We start from the raw sequence: 15,354 nt of genomic DNA, 5'->3' as shown, positions 1-15,354 counted from the left end.
ACCTATCCTGGAGGCTCCCGATCCTGGAGGCGCCGTGAACGTCCGCGAGCTCCTCACCCACCCCGAGCTGCAGCTCACCCTCGTCAGCGGCGACGACGTGCAGCTCGCCCGCGCCGTCTCGGGCACGTACACGATCGACCTGCCCGATCCGGGGCGCTTCCTCTCGCCCGGCGACGTCGTGCTGACCAGCGCGCTCTGGACCTCGGGCCGCGAGAGCGTCGAGCGCTTCGTCGGCGGTGTCGCCGACCGGGGCGTCGTGGCGATCGTGGTCGGGCTGATCGCGGTCGGCTCGCTGCCCGTGGGCATGATCGAGGTCTGCCGGCGGCACGGCGTCGCGCTGATGACGGTCGCGCCGGACGTGTCGTTCAAGACCATCGCGCAGACGGTCGCCGGAGTCGTCGCGCAGGCCGACCTGCCCACCCTCGGCCGCGACGCCCGCTTCGCGCGGCGGCTGCTCGAGGATCTGGCGTCGGGCGAGGGCGTGCACGTGGCGCTCCGCGCCTTCTTCGAGGAGTTCGCCCACGGCAGCTGGGTGGTGGATCACGCGGCGACGCTTGTCGCCTCCGCCGGCGGCATGCCCACCGCGGCCGACTACGGCGCGGCCTGGGAGGCGTCGCTCGCCTCCGCCGACGACCGCTGGCAGGTCACGGAGCAGGGCCGGTCGCTCTCGCGCCGCGCGCTGTTCTCCTCCGCCGGCGAGCGGCTGGGAGTGCTGGTCGTGACGGGTGATCAGCGCGGCTGGTCGGAGGAGACGGCCGACGCCGTCGAGCTGCTCGCGAGCGCGGTCGGCGGGCGGCTCGAACTCGCGCGGCGGCAGGAGGCGGAGGCGGGCGGTCCGCTGCTCGAGCTGCTCCGCGCCGTCGAGCACGACGAGCTGCCCGAGGCCGAGATCGCGGTGCGGCTGCGGATGCTCGGTGCCCGCCTCGGTGCGCCGCTGCGGGTGGTGACGGCGCGCTCCGACGACCCGGCGCTGCCTCCCGAGGCGCTGACGCGACTGCTGCGCGACGCGGCCGAGCGCGAGCACGGGCTGGCCCTCGGGGCCGTGCTCGACGCCGGAGCGGTCCTCGTGCTCGGCGACCCCGACGACGAGTCGCGGTCGCCGGGCGCGACGCTGCGGGCGGCCGTCGAGTCCGCGCCGTGGCTGCTGCGCGGGCGGCGCGTGGCGATCGGAGTCGGGGACGCGTCACGCAGCGCGGCGCAGCTCGGCCGGTCGCTGCTCGGAGCGCGCGAGCGGATGGCGGCGGCGACCGGAGACGCCGTGTCGGTGCTCGAGCACACCGTCCCCGTCTCGAGCGACGCGCTGCTCGAGCTCGTGGCCCCGCGCACCAGGGCGGCCTTCGCGCACGAGGTGCTCGGCGAGCTCGTCCGCTACGACGACGAGCACCGCACCGACCTCGTCGAGACGCTCCGGGTGTTCCTCGACGGCAACGGCTCCTGGCGCCAGGCCGCCGACCGGCTGCACCTGCACGCGAGCACTCTGCGCTACCGCGTGCAGCGGATCGAGGCGCTCACCGGTCGCGACCTCGCCTCGATGGCCGACCGCGTCGACCTGCACCTGGCGCTGCGGTACCTCTGAGGCCAGCCGCACAACTAAGGCTGAGTCGCGTCCCCGGCGGACGAATCCGAGGAATCCGGATTTCGGCCTTAGTTGTGCAGGCCTTTCGCGCTGACGACATGGATCACCGATACGCCCGCTGCGCGGGCTGCGGGCTCGATCAGCGAGGAGCGGCGGCAGCGACGTATGCGTCGATCCGGGCGAGCAGCGCCTCCTGGGCGTCGGCGTCGGCCCACGAGCCGAGCACGGAGTTGCGCGCCAGCTGCACCAGCTCCTCGCGCGTGAAGCCCGCGGCCTCCAGCGCCGCGTAGTTGTCGGCGATGTAGCCGCCGAAGTAGGCGGGGTCGTCGGAGTTGACCGTCACCCGCACCCCGCGCTCGAGGAGCGCGCGCATCTCGCCGGCCTTCATGTCGCTCGAGACGAAGGAGTTGGACAGCGGGCAGCAGGTCAGCGCGAGTCCGCGCTCGACCAGCACCTGCACGAGCTCGGGAGCCTCGACGATGTTCGTGCCGTGGTCGATCCGGTCCACGCCGATCTCCTCGAGCACCTGGCGGATGTGCTCGATCCCGTTCGGCTGGTCGACGTCGCAGTGCATCGTCAGGCGCAGCCCCGCCTCCCGCGCCCGCGCGAAGACCGGGGCGAACTTCGCCGGCGGGTTGCCGCGCTCGTCCGAGTCGAGGCCCACGCCGATCAGGCGGTCGGCGTACGGCAGCGCCGCCTCGAGCGTCTCGCGAGCGCTCTCGGCCGACATGTCACGGAGGAAGCAGAGGATCAGCGAGGCGTCCACGCCGAGCGCCGCCGCATCGACCGCGGCCCGGTGGTAGCCGCCGATCACGGCGTCGAGCGGCACTCCGCGCGAAGTGTGCGCCTGCGGGTCGAAGAACGCCTCGACGCGCACCACGCCGTCGGCCGCCGCGCGCCGGAAGTACGCCGTGGCGAGGTCGTAGAAGTCCGCCTCCTCGCGCAGCACGTCCATCGCCGGGTAGTACACCGCGAGGAACGAGGCGAGCGAGTCGAAGTCGTAGGCGAGCGCCTCCGGCACGGGGAGTCCGTTGCGCTCGGCGAGCGACGCGCGCAGCTCGGGCTCGAGGGTCCCCTCGAGGTGCACGTGGAGTTCGACCTTGGGAAGTCCGACGAGGAAGGAGGACACGGGAGCGCCTTTCGGAGGGGTGTCAGTGGCCGGTCGCGATGAAGTCCATCGCGACGAGGGGTCCCGGCAGGGCGGCGCCGAGCACGGTGCGGGCGGGGGGATCGACGGGGAACCGCTCGGCGTACGCCGCGGAGGCGTCGGCGAAGTCGCGCCCGAAGTCGCTCAGGATCATCGTGATGCGCACCACGTCGCCGAGCCCGAGCGCGAACTCGTCGGCGAGCAACCGCTCGATGTTGTCGAGGGCCGCCGTCGTCTGCGCGCCGACCCCCTCCGGGAGCGTGCCGTCGAGCGGCGAGAACGGCCCGATCGCCGAGCCGTAGACGACGCCGTGCGCCTGGACCGCGTGGCTGTAAGCGCCCCGGGGAGCGCCGAGCGCCTCCGCCGTCACGAATCGACGGACCTCCGAGACGGTCATCGGGGCGGCATTCCGCCCGATACGAGGCGACCGCGCGAGACGACCGCGACGATGTTCTCGGCCCGCAGGTCGTCGATGCTCTCCCAGGGCCGTCCGCGCAGCACCACGAAGTCGGCGCCGAAGCCCTCGGCGAGCCGTCCGACGCGGTTGCCGAGGCCGACGACCGCCGCGGCGTCCGACGTGGCGGCGACGAGGGCGCGCTCCGAGGTCCAGCCGAACGCGTCGCGCATCCGGCGCACCTCGTCGAGCTGCTCGCCCCAGTCGACGTAGACGCCGTTCGCGTCGGTGCCGAGCACGAAGCGCACCCCGGCCTCGCCCGCGGCGAGGAACCCGGCGTCGCGGGTGGCGACCACGTCCTGCGCCTTGAGCGACGCCTCCGGGGACGACGGCGCACGGCCCGCGGCGATCACGTCGTTGATGAAGAGGGTCGGCGCGACCGGCAGGTTCCGCTCGACGAGCGTCGCCCAGTGCTGCGGGCCGATGGCCGTGCCGTGCTCGATCGAGTCGACGCCGAGCGCGAGCGCCCGGTCGAGACCGGCGACGGAGTGGGTGTGCGCGGCGACGGGCATCCCCAGCGCGTGCGCCTCGTCGATCGTCGCGGCGATCTCGGCGTCGGTCTGGTTGCGCCAGCCGACCCGATCGCCCATCGAGAGCACGCCTCCGCTCGTGTAGATCTTGATGCCGTCGGCGCCCGCGCGGGCCCAGGTGCGCACCAGGCGCCGGCACTCGTCGGGGCTGTCGGCGACGCGGTCGCGGTGCGGGTAGTGCGGCGGCACGAAGAGGTCGCCGTGGCCCGCGGTCATGCCGACCGCGCCGTGGTTCACGAGCCGGGGCCCGTCGGCGATGCCCTGCTCGAACATCCGCGCCACGGTCATCTGCAGCTCGTCGGCCCCGAGGTCGCGGAGGGTCGTGACACCCGCGCGGGCGGCCTTGCGCGCGTTGTTCGCGATGTGGAAGACCCGCTCCTCCCGCGGCGTGACCAGCGGCCAGGAGGCGAAGTCGGCCGTCCCCTCGCCCGAGTAGGCGCCGAGGTGCACGTGCGTGTCGACCAGGCCGGGGATGATCGAGAAGGGCGAGTCTCCCGACGCCTCCGAGACTGAGGCGATGTGATCGCCGTCCCACGCCAGCGTGGCGGTGCCGAGGGATCGCTCCCCGTCCCAGATGGTTCCGGTGATGCTGCTCGTTCCGGTGATGCTGTCGCTCATGCCCATCCTCAGTTCTGGCCGCCGAAGCGGACGGCCGCCAGTCTCTCGCCGATCGCCACGACCGCGTAGGCCACGACTCCCAGCGCCGTGATCACCGCGAGCGACGCCCACAGCTCGTCGTAGCGGAATCCGGCCGACGCGCGCTGCACGGCGCCGCCGAGTCCCTTGCCCGTCGCCAGCCACTCGGCCAGCATCGCGCCGCTCAGTGCGGAGGGGACGGCCACCTTGGCCGCCGCGAAGATCGCGGGCACCGCCGTCGGCAGCGCCACCTTGAGCAGTACGTCCAGCGGCGAGCCGCCGTAGACCGTGACGAGCTCGAACGACTCGCGCGAGAGCGAGCGGAGGCCGAACACCACCGTCACCAGCGCGGGGAAGAACACCGCGACGGCTCCGACCACGGCGACCGCCGCGATACCGTTGCCGATCGCCAGGGTGATCAGCGGAGTCACCACGATCAGCGGCATCGACTTGAGCAGCATCGCGATCGGCATGACGGTCGCCTCGAGCGAGCGGATCAGCACGAACAGCACCGCGATCGCGAGGGCAACGAGCATGCCCGCGGCGTAGCCGACGAGGGCGTCGAGGGCGGTCACGCCGAGGTTGCCGAAGACGATCGCCCGGTTCTCGGCGGCGTCGGCCTCGGTGAAGAGGTAGACGGCGACGTCGGTCGGGGTCTTGCCGAGCAGCGGAGACACGTCGGCGATCGCGAGGAAGGCGTACCAGAACGCGAGTGACAGCACGACGGCGACGGCCAGCGGCACGAGCTCGGCGCGGACGATGCGGAGGGCGAGGCGCCCGGTGAGGTCGCGCGGGCGGCGCGCGGGGCGGGTGGCCGGGCGGCCGGCGGCGGCGCTCATACGACTCCTCCCGTCCGGCGAAGGACCGCGCGCCGGGTCGCCCGCGGCGTGCCCGTCACCCGCGGCATCACCCAGCGGCCGAGCGCCGCGATCAGCGCGTAGCCGAGGATCGTGACGACCCCGCTGGTCACCGCGAAGGCCCAGGCGCGCTCGACGTCCATCTGGCGCTGCGCGACCGCGAGGGCGACTCCGAGTCCGGTGGTGACTCCGCCGAGGTACTCGCCGAGCACCGCGCCGAGGATCGCCGCCGGCACGCCGACCTGCAGGGCCGTGATCGTCGCGGGCACGGCCGCGATGGCCTGAACCTTGACGATCTGCGCCCAGCGTCCGCCGCGGTAGGCGGCGACCAGGTCGAGCGCCGTGCGGGGCGCCGAGCGCACGCCGAGCAGCGCGCCGATCAGGGTGGTGAAGAAGACGAGCAGCGCCGCGAGGAAGATCGAGGTCGTGCGGCCGCCGAAGATCACGAGGATCACCGGTCCGACGGCGGTCAGCGGGAGGCAGTGGCTGATCACGCCGATCTGCTCGATCACCCGGTGGGTCCACGGCACGAGCAGCGCGACGGTGGCCAGGGCGAGCGCCGCCAGGTTGCCCCAGAGGTAGCCCTGCCCGGCGGCGAGCACGGTGTCGCCGACGTTGCGGAGGTAGAAGGAGGGCCCGTCGCGGACGAACGCGGCGACGATCGCGCCCGGGCTCGGCACGGCGCGGCTCTCGCGGTAGACGGTGTCGGCGAGGATCCACCACACCGCGACGAAGGCCGCGAGGCCGGCGAGCACCCGCCAGTTCGCGCGGATCCAGACCGTCACGCGTCGTCCTCCATCGCGACACCGTGCTGCGAGAAGAGCAGGTCGGTGATGCGGTCCTCGATCGCGTGGAACTCGGGGCTGCGCAGCATCTCGACCGTGCGGGGCCGCGGCAGGTCGATCTCGATCACCTCGACGATGCGCCCCGGGCGGGGCGACATCACGGCGACGGTGTCCGAGAGGAGGATCGCCTCGGCGATCCCGTGCGTCACCATCAGCGTGGTCGCGGGTCGTGCGGTCCAGATCCGCTGCAGCTCGAGGTTGAGCCGCTGACGCGTCATGTCGTCGAGCGCGCCGAACGGCTCGTCGAGCAGCAGCAGGTCGGGCTGCACCACGAGGGCGCGGGCGATGGAGGCGCGCTGGCGCATGCCTCCCGAGAGCTGCGACGGGTAGGCGTCCTCGAAGCCGCTCAGCCCGACGAGGTCGAGCAGATCGGGGATGCTGTCGCGCTTGCTCGCCTGGCGGGTGAGCTCGAGCGGAAGTCGCACGTTCGAGCGCACCGAGCGCCAGGGCAGCAGAGCCGAGTCCTGGAAAGCGATGCCCAGCTCGGCGGAGCGCTTCGTGCCGACGACCGGGGTGCCGTGGATCGAGACGGAGCCGGTGGTCGGCTTCTCGAGCCCCGCCAGCATCCGCAGGATCGTCGACTTGCCGCAGCCGGAGGGGCCGAGCAGCGACAGGAACGACCCGCGCGGGGTGACGAGGTCGACCTCGGCGAGCGCCTGCACCGAGCGCGATCCCAGATCGAAGCGCTTGCTCAGCCCGCTCAGGCGGATGCCCTCGGTGGCGTTCTCGATGGTGCTCAACTGCTCGTCCTCTCCGCGCGGGTCAGGTTCTCGGGCGTGCTCGGGGCTCAGCCCTCGAGAAGCTCCGGGTGCTCCTCGTAGACCTCGTCGATCAGCGTCGTGTCGAAGAGGTCGTCGGCGTCGAGCTCGATGCCGGTCAGCGCGAGCGACTCGACCGACTGCTCCTGCAGCTCCGGCGTGATCGTGAGCAGGCCGTTCTCGTCGGTGTCGGGGGTGACGATGAGCCCGGTCTGGGTCGTCATGACCTGCGCCTGCTCCTCGACCTTGTAGTTCTGGTCGGCCGCGTAGTCGGCGACGACGGTCTCGGCGGTGGCCTCGGGGTCGGCGACGGCGTCCTTCCAGCCGCGGGCGACCGCGTACAGCAGCGCCTTGACCTTCTCGCGCTCGTCGTCGATGCTCTCCTGCGCCACGACGATGGTCTCGCCGACCATCGGCAGGCCGGTGTCGGCGAGCAGGAACTGCTGCGCCGAGAAGCCGCGCTGGTTGAGCGTGTTGGCGCCCGAGGTCGCGTAGCCGATGTAGCCGTCGACCTGGCCGGTGGTGAGCAGCGTGGAGTCGGTGAGCGGCACGCGGTCGATCTCGGACTCGTCGATGTCGTTCGCGGCGAGGAACGCGCGCCAGACCAGGTCGTTGCTGTCGCTGACTCCGATGGTCTTGCCGACCATGTCCTGCGGAGTCTCGATCGGGGCGTCGGTGAGCGAGACGATCGCGAAGGGGTTCTTCTGGTAGGTCGCGCCGACGATCTTCATCTCGGCGCCCTCCGAGATCGCGGGGCCGGTGATCAGCGGCGACGAGACGCCGGCGAAGGCCGATCCGCTCGCGATGGCGGTCTCGGCGCCGGTCGCGCCGGTGCCTCCGGGGGTCAGGGTGACGGAGTCGAAGCCCGCGTCGGCGAAGTAGCCGTTCGCGTCGGCGAGGTACTCGCCCGCGAACTCGACGTGGGGCACCCACGAGAGCTGCATCGTGGCCTCGCCGAACGAGGTGTCGCCGTCGCCCGAGGCGGCCGCGTCCGATCCGCTAGAGCAGGCGGTGAGTGCGGTGGTGGTCGCGAGGGCGACGGCGAGCGCGCCGAGCAGCGCGCGGCGGCGGCGGGCGGGAGTGGTCTGGGGCATGCGGGCTCCGATGCGAGGGAGGGACGAGGAGGAGTGGGGCGGGCCGGGGGAGGCTCCACCAGTCGACCAGAGCGGGGCTCCCCGGCGCCTCGTCGCACGGAGGATGTGTGCGACGGGGTGCCGCGTCCTCCTCGATGCAGGGACAAACCGTGTTGCGGTCAGGTTTCCAGCCTCGCATCCCGCGTTTCCCCTGCACGCATCGTGGATGCCGGACCGCCTCGCCTGACTATCAGCTCAACGATCCGTGCACCGCTTCTGCTGGAGCCGGCGGCGGCGCTCGTCGCCTTCCCTGCTGGTCGAGTAGCCGCGCAGTGGCGTATCGAGACCCACCGACTTCAGTGGATCAAGCAACCGACCCGATCTTCCGGCGGTGGTGGATCTCGATACGCCCGCTGCGCGGGCTGCGGGCTCTATCAGCGTGCTGAGACGCATCGCCCCCCCTCCGACGACGCGGCGGCTCAGCCGGCCGCGACGGGCGCCGAGTGCAGCAGCCCCTCGAGCCGGGCGTAGCTCGTCTCCATCCCGTCGGTCATGCCGGTCGCGAGGACCGCGTCGCGCTGAGCGGCATCGGCGTAGGTGATGACCAGGGTCAGCAGCGTGCCGTCGGCCGTCGGCGTCAGGGTCATCTCGTTGAGCGTCGCGGGGAAGTCCGTCCCGATCATCGCCTCGGTGGTGACCGCCCTGAACGGCTCCTCCGACTCGAGGAGCTCGCCCGTGAAGCCGAACCGCTCGTCGCCGCCGTCGCGCTGCCACTCGTAGCGGTAGCTCCCGCCGACCTCGTTCGCGATCTCGCAGACGGGCATCGACCAGCCGTCGGGGCCGAGCAGCCATCGCTTCATCAGTTCGGGATCGTTGTGCGCACGCCAGACCTGCTCGATGCTCCCGCGGACGACCCGCGAGACCCGCACCTGCGTGTCGTTGAGGATCTGCGCCGAGGTGGCTCGGTCCGCGGCGAAGGAGGCCAGATCGGCGAGGACCTCGTCGATCTGGGCCATCGCCTCGCGGGTGCCCTCCTCCATTCCCATCGCGACGAGCTGCTCGAGCTGGTCGAGAGAGTCGAAGGTCGAGGTCGTCGTGAGCCGGGTGCCCTCTGCCGTCTCGTCGAAAGCGAAGACGGCGCGCGTGGCGGGCAGGTCGGCACTCGGTGCACCCGTCTCATCGGCGAACCGGTCGATCACCTCGAACGAGCGCATCGGGTCGACGGCGGTCCAGTCCCAGCAGCCGTAGTGCCGATCGCCGTCGGGGCCGGTCATCAGGTAGACGCTGCGGCCGCCGACCTCGGCGTCGTGGCGGAGGAAGGTGGCCGGGTAGGTCGGCGGACCCCAGAAGCGCTCGATCTGCCGAGGGTCGGTGTAGGCGTCCCAGACGCGCTGAACGGGAGCGGCGAAGTCGGCGACGATCGTGAGCGTCAGCCGGTCGAGATCCTTCTCGACGGAGGTGATGGGCATGGGGTGCCTTTCGGTGGAGTCGGTCAGACAGGGTTCTTCGAGGAGCCGGCGTCGGGCTCGGGTTCCGCGAGCATCGCGTCGAGTCGATCGATGCGCCCGCGCCAGATCTCCTCGAACCCGTCGAGCAGACGCTGGGCCGCGCGGAGGCGCTCGGGGTTGCCGCGCACGAGGCGCTCGCGGCCGAGCGGTCGCTTGGTCACGAGCATCGCCTCCTCGAGCACGGCGACGTGCTTCTGCACCGCCGCGAACGACATGTCGTAGCGGTCGGCGAGCTGCGAGACGGACACCTCTTCCCGGAGGGTCCGCCGGACGATGTCGCGCCGGGTCGCGTCGGCCAGCGCCCGGAACATCCGGTTGACGTCGGCGTCGGAGAGCTTATGTACAACCATGTGATTGCACGTTACGCCCGAAGGGGCGACACCGCAAGAGCGCGCAGCGGTCACACCGTCGGCGTCAGCTCCTGCAGCCCGGTCACGCGCAGCAGATCGAGCCGCGCCTCATCGGCCGACCCCGGCACCACCGTGTAGACCACGATCCGCAGATCGCCGCCGGTCACCGAGAGCACATCGCAGTCGACGGTGATCGGCCCGACGGGCGTGTCCGTGACCGTCTTGCGACTCGCGCGGTGCTCGGCGACGTGCGCCTGCGACCAGCGCGCGGCGAAGTCGGCCGAGGCCGCCCGCAACCGCACGACGAGGTGGGCGAGCGCGGCGTCGTCGGGGTAGCGGCCCACAGCGGCGCGCAGGTCGGCGACGAGGTCGGCCGCGAACTCCTCCGCGTGCCGATCGTCGAAGTCGGTGCCCTCGTGCCCCTGCGTGAAGTGGCGCCAGACGAGGTTGCGGTCGAGCCCGGTGAAGCGCGAGGGATCGCCGTTGATCGCGGCCCAGAGCGGGTTCCACAGCAGGATGTCGTGGGCCGCGGTGAACACGGCGAGCGGCACGTCCCCCAGGCGGTCGACGATGCGCTGCACCCCGGCCGTGATGTGCTGCGGCACCTGCGCGCGGGTCGGCGGGGCGACTCCTGCGACGCGGAAGAGGTGGTCGCGCTCCTCCTCCGTCAGCCGGAGCGCGACGGCCAGGGCGCCCAGCAGCTGCCCGGAGGGGTTCACCGCGCGGCCCTGCTCGAGCCGCACGATGTAGTCGACGCTCACGCCGGCGAGGGCGGCGAGCTCCTCGCGCCGGAGACCGGAGGTGCGCCGCCCGGCCCCCGCGGGAAGCCCGACCTCTGCGGGGCGGACGCGCTCGCGCCACGACCTCAGCACGCTCGCGAATTCGCTCATGCGCCCATGCTCCTCCCTCTCCGCCGGTCGGTCCTGGTATCAGCAGTCCCCCCGTCAGGCGATACCTGGGGCGGATGCCGCAGCAGGCACAGCATGGAGTCATGACAACGACACTGATCACCGGGGCCAACAAGAGCCTCGGACTCGAGACCGCCCGCCGCCTCCTCGAGGCCGGCCACACCGTCTACGCCGGGATGCGCGACACCGCGAAGGGCGAGGAGGCCCGGGCGCTCGGCGCCCACGTCGTCCAGCTCGACGTCCTCGATGCGGCGAGCGTCGACGCGGCGATCGCCTCGCTCCCCTCCCTCGACGTGCTCGTCAACAACGCCGGCGTCCTCGGCACCTCCTTCGGCGTCGACGACCTGACGGCGGAGGCGATGGCGAGCGTCCTCGACACCAACGTCACCGGCATCGTCCGGGTGACCCAGGCCGCACTGCCCCTGCTGCGCCGCTCGGACGCGCCCGTGATCGTGAACGTCGCCTCCGGGGTCGGCTGGCCTCGTGCGCTCTCCACCCCGAGTGCCGACGAGTTCCCCGTGCAGACCGTGCCCTACGCCGCGTCGAAGGCCGCGGTCATCGCCCTGACGGTGCAGTACGCCAAGAACCTGCCCGGCTTCCGAGTCAACGTGAGCGATCCCGGCTACACCGCGACCGACTTCAACGGCCACGGCGGGTACCAGACCGTCACGGAGGGCACCGATGCCACGGTCGCGCTCGCGCTCGTCTCCCCCGATGGCCCGACCGGCGAGTTCCACTCCCGGCACGGCCGCGTCGACTACTGACGCGCGCGAGGGAACCCCGGACCACCTGTTCACATCGCACTCGGAGATTCGGTAGAACAAGAACATGGGATTCTCCGAGGACGCCGAAGCTCGCGCCGCGCAGCAACGCGCAGAGGCCGCACAACGACAGTCGGAGTCGGAGCGCCTCAGGTCCTCTGTGGCCGAAGCTGCGGCGGGCTTCGCCCGAGTTGCTCTCGAACATGGATTGAGTTCGATTCCGATCTTCACGTGTATCGGCAGGAAGAAGTCATGGGGCTCCACGCGGGACGTGTGGGGGCGGACAGCTTCCGGTTGGGCGATAACCAACATGCAGAGCCACAATCGCCGGACTATCGCCATCTCCGTCGACGGCGGTACCTGCCCGAGCGTCCTCGCTGCGAGTTATGGCGGTCACGGATACCAAGGCAGAGGGTCGGACCATACCAGCAACATTCTGAGCCAATACGAGTACCGATCATTCCGGGAGATACCGCGAGATCAACCATTGATCGTTTGCGAAAGACTTGACCCTGCATCGAGTTCCGAACTCGATCGATCAGACGTCAATCTTCTCCGAGAATTCGCCGCGTCCATCATCAATGGACATCGGCCCGACTACATCCCCTGGGGCGAGCGGAAGATGTTCTAGGCCGTACACCCCTTCAGAGCTGCGAAGGATGCACGGAGCTGGTCGACACCCGACTCGATTGGTTGCAGGAGGCAACAAAACGGAGGCTTAGGCGGCAGAATGGTGAGATGACGCAACGGAGCAACTGGGCGGGCACCTACGAGTACCGCGCCGCCGACATCATCGAGCCCGAGTCGATCGAGGAGGTGCAGCGCCTCGTCCGCGACAACGACCGGGTCCGCGCGCTCGGCACCCGCCACTCCTTCAACGCGCTCCCCGACACCCCGGGCGCCCTGCTGCACCTGGGCCGCCTCGCCTTCGAGCCGGTGATCGACGCCGACGCGAGCACCATCACCGTCCCGGGCGCCACCCGCTACGGCATCGTCGCCTCCCACCTGCACGCCAACGGCTACGGCCTGCACAACATGGGCTCGCTCCCCCACATCTCGGTCGCGGGAGCGATCTCGACCGGCACCCACGGGTCCGGCGACCGCAACGCGAACCTCTCCTCCGCCGTCTCGGCTCTCGAGCTGGTCACCTCCGACGGCTCGCTCCGCACCATCCGGCGCGGCGAGCCCGGCTTCGAGGGCGTGGTCGTCGGGCTCGGCGCCTTCGGCATCGTCACCCGCGTCACCCTCGACATCCAGCCCACCTTCGACGTCCGCCAGGACGCCTTCGTCGACCTGCCCTGGGACCGCGTGCTCGACGACTTCGACGCGATCACGTCCTCCGCCTACAGCGTCAGCCTCATGACGCACTGGTCGAGCCCGACCGTCGAGCAGCTCTGGCTCAAGACCAAGGTCGAGAACGGCTCCGTGGCGGATGTCGACGCGACGCACCTCGGCGCGGTCGCCGCCTCCGCCAGCCTCTTCGCCGTCTCGGAGGGCGTCGACTCGAACCTCAACCCGTTCGGCGGCTCCGTCGGGCCGTGGTCGGAGCGCCTCCCCCACTTCCGGCTCGATCGCGAGCCGAGCGCGGGCGACGAGATCCAGAGCGAGTACATGGTGCCGCGCGAGAACATCCGCGAGGCGATCGTGGCCCTCCGCGCGATCGGCGAGCGGATCGACGAGGTGCTGCTCATCACCGAGCTGCGCACCATGGCGGGCGACGACCAGTGGCTCTCGCCCGCGTCGGGTCGCGACAGCGTCGGCATCCACTTCACCTTCGCGAAGGACCGCGCCGGAGTCGACGCCGTGCTCCCCGCCGTCGAGGGCGCCCTGCTGCCGCTCGGCGCCCGGCCGCACTGGGGCAAGCACTTCCTCGCCGGCGCCTCCGAGATCGCGCCGCTCTACCCGCACCTCGCCGACTGGCGCGCGCTGCGCTCCGAGTGGGACCCGGCCGGGAAGTTCGCGAGCGACTTCGTCCAGGAGCGCCTCCTGGGCTGACGCGCGCGGTCAACGGGGTGACCTGCGCAGCGCCGCGCCGTAGCGTCGAGGGGACGAGAGGGAGGCACCCCATGCCGCGGAACGAGCAGATCCCGTCCACCATCGAGCGCTCCGACGAGCATGCGCAGGCCCTGTGGTCGGCCGCGCACGACTCGGCCGTCGAGAGCTACGGAGACGGCGAGCGCGCGCACCGCACCGCCTTCGCTGCGCTGAAGCACGAGTACGAGAAGGTCGGCGACCACTGGGAGCGCAAGGCCGAGAAGGGCCCGTCCGACGACCGCGCCGCCCAGAGCGGACCCGACGGCGACGGCGAGACGGCGGGCGGAGTCGACGCGAACGCCACCAAGGCGCACCTGCTCGACCTCGCCAAGCGCCTCGACATCCGCGGCCGCTCCCGCATGACCAAGCCCGAGCTCGTCGACGCCCTCCAGCGCGAGAACACGAAGCGCACCCGCGCGGCCCGCTGACGCCGACTCGACGCGGACGCGCAAGCCGACGCGGACTCCCCCTCGCTGATCGAGTAGCCCGCGCAGCGGGCGTATCGAGATCCACCAGCGTCAGAAGTCCGGATCGACGGGCTCATCCGCTGACGCCGGTGGGTCTCGATACGCCCCCTGCGGGGCTACTCGACCAGCATGCTGTGGCTGCTGCAGCCTCCCCCTCAGCGCACCGCGTCCCTGATCGCCGCCATGCCGAGCTCCAGCTCGGCGAACGTCGTCGACAGCGGCGACAGCCCGATCCGGATGCCGTCCGGCCTGCGGAAGTCGGGGATGATCCCCTCGGCCTGCAGCCGCGGCACGAGCGCCGCGAACGACTCGTGCGCGATCGTCACGTGCGACCCCCGCTCGCCCGGCGCCCGCGGAGTCGCCACCCGCACCCCGAGCGGCACCAGCCACTCGTCGGCCAGCTCGAGCGCGTACGCCGTCATCGCCTCCGACTTCGCGCGGACCGCCGGCATGCCGACCTCTCCGATCAGCGCGATCATGTCCTGCATCGCGACCATCGCCGTGATCGGCGGCGTCCCGCTGAGGAACCGGCGCATGCCGGCGGCGGGCGTGTAGCCCGGCCCCATCTCGAACATGTCGGCGACACCCATCCAGCCCTGGATCGGCTGCGCCAGCGAGCCCTGGTGCCGCGACGCGACGTACGCCCAGGCCGGCGCCCCCGGCCCGCCGTTGAGGTACTTGTAGGAGCAGCCGACCGCGAGGTCCGCCTCCCACGCGTCGAGGTGCATCGGCACCGAGCCGACCGAGTGGGAGGCGTCCCACAGCACGAGCGCGCCCGCGGCGTGCGCCTGCGCGGTGATCGCCGCGGCGTCGGCCAGGAACCCCGACCGGTAGGCGACGTGGCTCAGCAGCACGAGGGCGGTGCGCTCCCCGAGCGCCGGCGCGAGATCCTCCGTCGACACCCCGCGCTCCGGGTCGGAGGTGATCCAGCGGAGGGTGCTCCCGGTCTCGGCCGCGATGCCCTCGAGCACGTAGCGGTCGGTCGGGAAGTTGTCGGTGTCGACGACGATCTCGTCTCGACCCTCCTGCGCCTGCCGTGCGACGGCCGCACGCGCCAGCTTGTAGAGGAGCACGGTGGTCGAGTCGGCGACCACCGTCTGCCCCGCGGCCGCACCGAGCGCCGCCGCACCGAGCGCGTCGCCGACCTCGAGCGGACGGTCGAGCCACGACTCCGCCCAGCCGCGGATGAGCCGCCCGCCCCACTCCTCCTCGGCGAACCGCGCGAGACGCTCGACGCTCGCCCGCAGCGGCCGCCCGAGCGAGTTGCCGTCGAGGTACGAGCGCACCTCGGGCGTGCGGACGAAGAGCTCGGGGTACGGCGCGAGCGGATCCTGGGCGTCGAGCGGATGCATGCCCTCAGCGTAGGGACACCCGCCGACACCCGCTCCGACCCCTCCCTCCACTCTCCAGAAGTTGCGGTAGTCGCGCTCGACTACCGCAACTTCTGAGG

General features: G+C 71.7%; 15 protein-coding genes. 4 read left to right on the top strand and 11 right to left on the bottom strand.

Going from position 1 to position 15,354, the window contains the following annotated elements; genetic code table 11:
• Positions 1-34 precede the first annotated feature (34 nt).
• A complete protein-coding gene (locus GRS96_RS04915; protein WP_159987879.1) occupies positions 35-1,576 on the top strand; it encodes a PucR family transcriptional regulator in 1,542 nt (513 codons plus the stop codon).
• 139 nt (positions 1,577-1,715) lie between these two features.
• Here GRS96_RS04915 and add read toward each other — a convergent pair whose 3' ends face one another.
• The 10 genes from add to GRS96_RS04865 all read right to left on the bottom strand — a co-directional run bounded on the left by add (position 1,716) and on the right by GRS96_RS04865 (position 10,624).
• Positions 1,716-2,705 (bottom strand): adenosine deaminase, encoded by a 990-nt coding sequence (gene add / locus GRS96_RS04910; RefSeq protein ID WP_159987878.1) that lies wholly within the window; start codon positions 2,703-2,705, stop codon positions 1,716-1,718.
• Between the two features lie 22 nt (positions 2,706-2,727).
• A complete protein-coding gene (locus GRS96_RS04905; RefSeq protein WP_159857652.1) occupies positions 2,728-3,120 on the bottom strand; it encodes a RidA family protein in 393 nt (130 codons plus the stop codon).
• The gene (locus tag GRS96_RS04900; RefSeq protein WP_159857654.1) at positions 3,117-4,325 is read right to left on the bottom strand and encodes an amidohydrolase family protein; all 1,209 of its coding nucleotides are present in this window, start codon (positions 4,323-4,325) and stop codon (positions 3,117-3,119) included. The genes GRS96_RS04905 and GRS96_RS04900 overlap by 4 nt, the downstream gene beginning before the upstream one ends.
• An 8-nt stretch (positions 4,326-4,333) precedes the next feature.
• Positions 4,334-5,182, bottom strand: coding sequence for an ABC transporter permease (locus GRS96_RS04895; protein ID WP_159857656.1), 849 nt, complete (start codon positions 5,180-5,182; stop codon positions 4,334-4,336).
• Positions 5,179-5,985 (bottom strand): ABC transporter permease, encoded by an 807-nt coding sequence (locus GRS96_RS04890; protein ID WP_159987877.1) that lies wholly within the window; start codon positions 5,983-5,985, stop codon positions 5,179-5,181. The genes GRS96_RS04895 and GRS96_RS04890 overlap by 4 nt, the downstream gene beginning before the upstream one ends.
• Positions 5,982-6,785 carry an ABC transporter ATP-binding protein gene (locus tag GRS96_RS04885; protein ID WP_159987876.1) on the bottom strand — a complete coding sequence of 268 codons (804 nt, stop codon included), beginning with the start codon at positions 6,783-6,785 and terminating at the stop codon, positions 5,982-5,984. Before GRS96_RS04885 ends, GRS96_RS04890 begins: the two co-directional genes overlap by 4 nt.
• Positions 6,786-6,832: 47 nt before the next feature.
• Positions 6,833-7,897, bottom strand: coding sequence for an ABC transporter substrate-binding protein (locus GRS96_RS04880; protein WP_159987875.1), 1,065 nt, complete (start codon positions 7,895-7,897; stop codon positions 6,833-6,835).
• Positions 7,898-8,355: 458 nt separating this feature from the next.
• A complete protein-coding gene (locus GRS96_RS04875; protein ID WP_159987874.1) occupies positions 8,356-9,345 on the bottom strand; it encodes an SRPBCC family protein in 990 nt (329 codons plus the stop codon).
• Between the two features lie 23 nt (positions 9,346-9,368).
• On the bottom strand, positions 9,369-9,734 hold the full coding sequence (locus tag GRS96_RS04870; protein ID WP_159857664.1) for an ArsR/SmtB family transcription factor: 366 nt from the start codon (positions 9,732-9,734) through the stop codon (positions 9,369-9,371).
• 50 nt (positions 9,735-9,784) lie between these two features.
• Positions 9,785-10,624: a helix-turn-helix transcriptional regulator gene (locus GRS96_RS04865; RefSeq protein ID WP_159987873.1), complete on the bottom strand. Its 840-nt coding sequence runs from the start codon at positions 10,622-10,624 to the stop codon at positions 9,785-9,787.
• Positions 10,625-10,725: 101 nt separating this feature from the next.
• Between GRS96_RS04865 and GRS96_RS04860 the strand changes: the two genes are divergently transcribed.
• The 3 genes from GRS96_RS04860 to GRS96_RS04850 all read left to right on the top strand — a co-directional run bounded on the left by GRS96_RS04860 (position 10,726) and on the right by GRS96_RS04850 (position 13,865).
• Positions 10,726-11,406 (top strand): SDR family NAD(P)-dependent oxidoreductase, encoded by a 681-nt coding sequence (locus GRS96_RS04860; protein ID WP_159987872.1) that lies wholly within the window; start codon positions 10,726-10,728, stop codon positions 11,404-11,406.
• A gap of 735 nt (positions 11,407-12,141) precedes the next feature.
• Entirely contained in the window at positions 12,142-13,398 is a 1,257-nt protein-coding gene (locus GRS96_RS04855; protein ID WP_159987871.1) for a D-arabinono-1,4-lactone oxidase, read from the top strand.
• Between the two features lie 71 nt (positions 13,399-13,469).
• The gene (locus GRS96_RS04850) at positions 13,470-13,865 is read left to right on the top strand and encodes a ChaB family protein (protein WP_159987870.1); all 396 of its coding nucleotides are present in this window, start codon (positions 13,470-13,472) and stop codon (positions 13,863-13,865) included.
• 194 nt (positions 13,866-14,059) lie between these two features.
• On the opposite strand, the gene GRS96_RS04845 is transcribed toward GRS96_RS04850, so the two are convergent.
• A complete protein-coding gene (locus GRS96_RS04845) occupies positions 14,060-15,256 on the bottom strand; it encodes a kynureninase (RefSeq protein WP_159987869.1) in 1,197 nt (398 codons plus the stop codon).
• Positions 15,257-15,354: the final 98 nt, after the last annotated feature.

The sequence above is a fragment of the Rathayibacter sp. VKM Ac-2803 genome (genome assembly GCF_009807175.1).
Classification (GTDB): domain Bacteria; phylum Actinomycetota; class Actinomycetes; order Actinomycetales; family Microbacteriaceae; genus Rathayibacter.
This window is presented reverse-complemented; position numbering and strand designations above follow the sequence as displayed.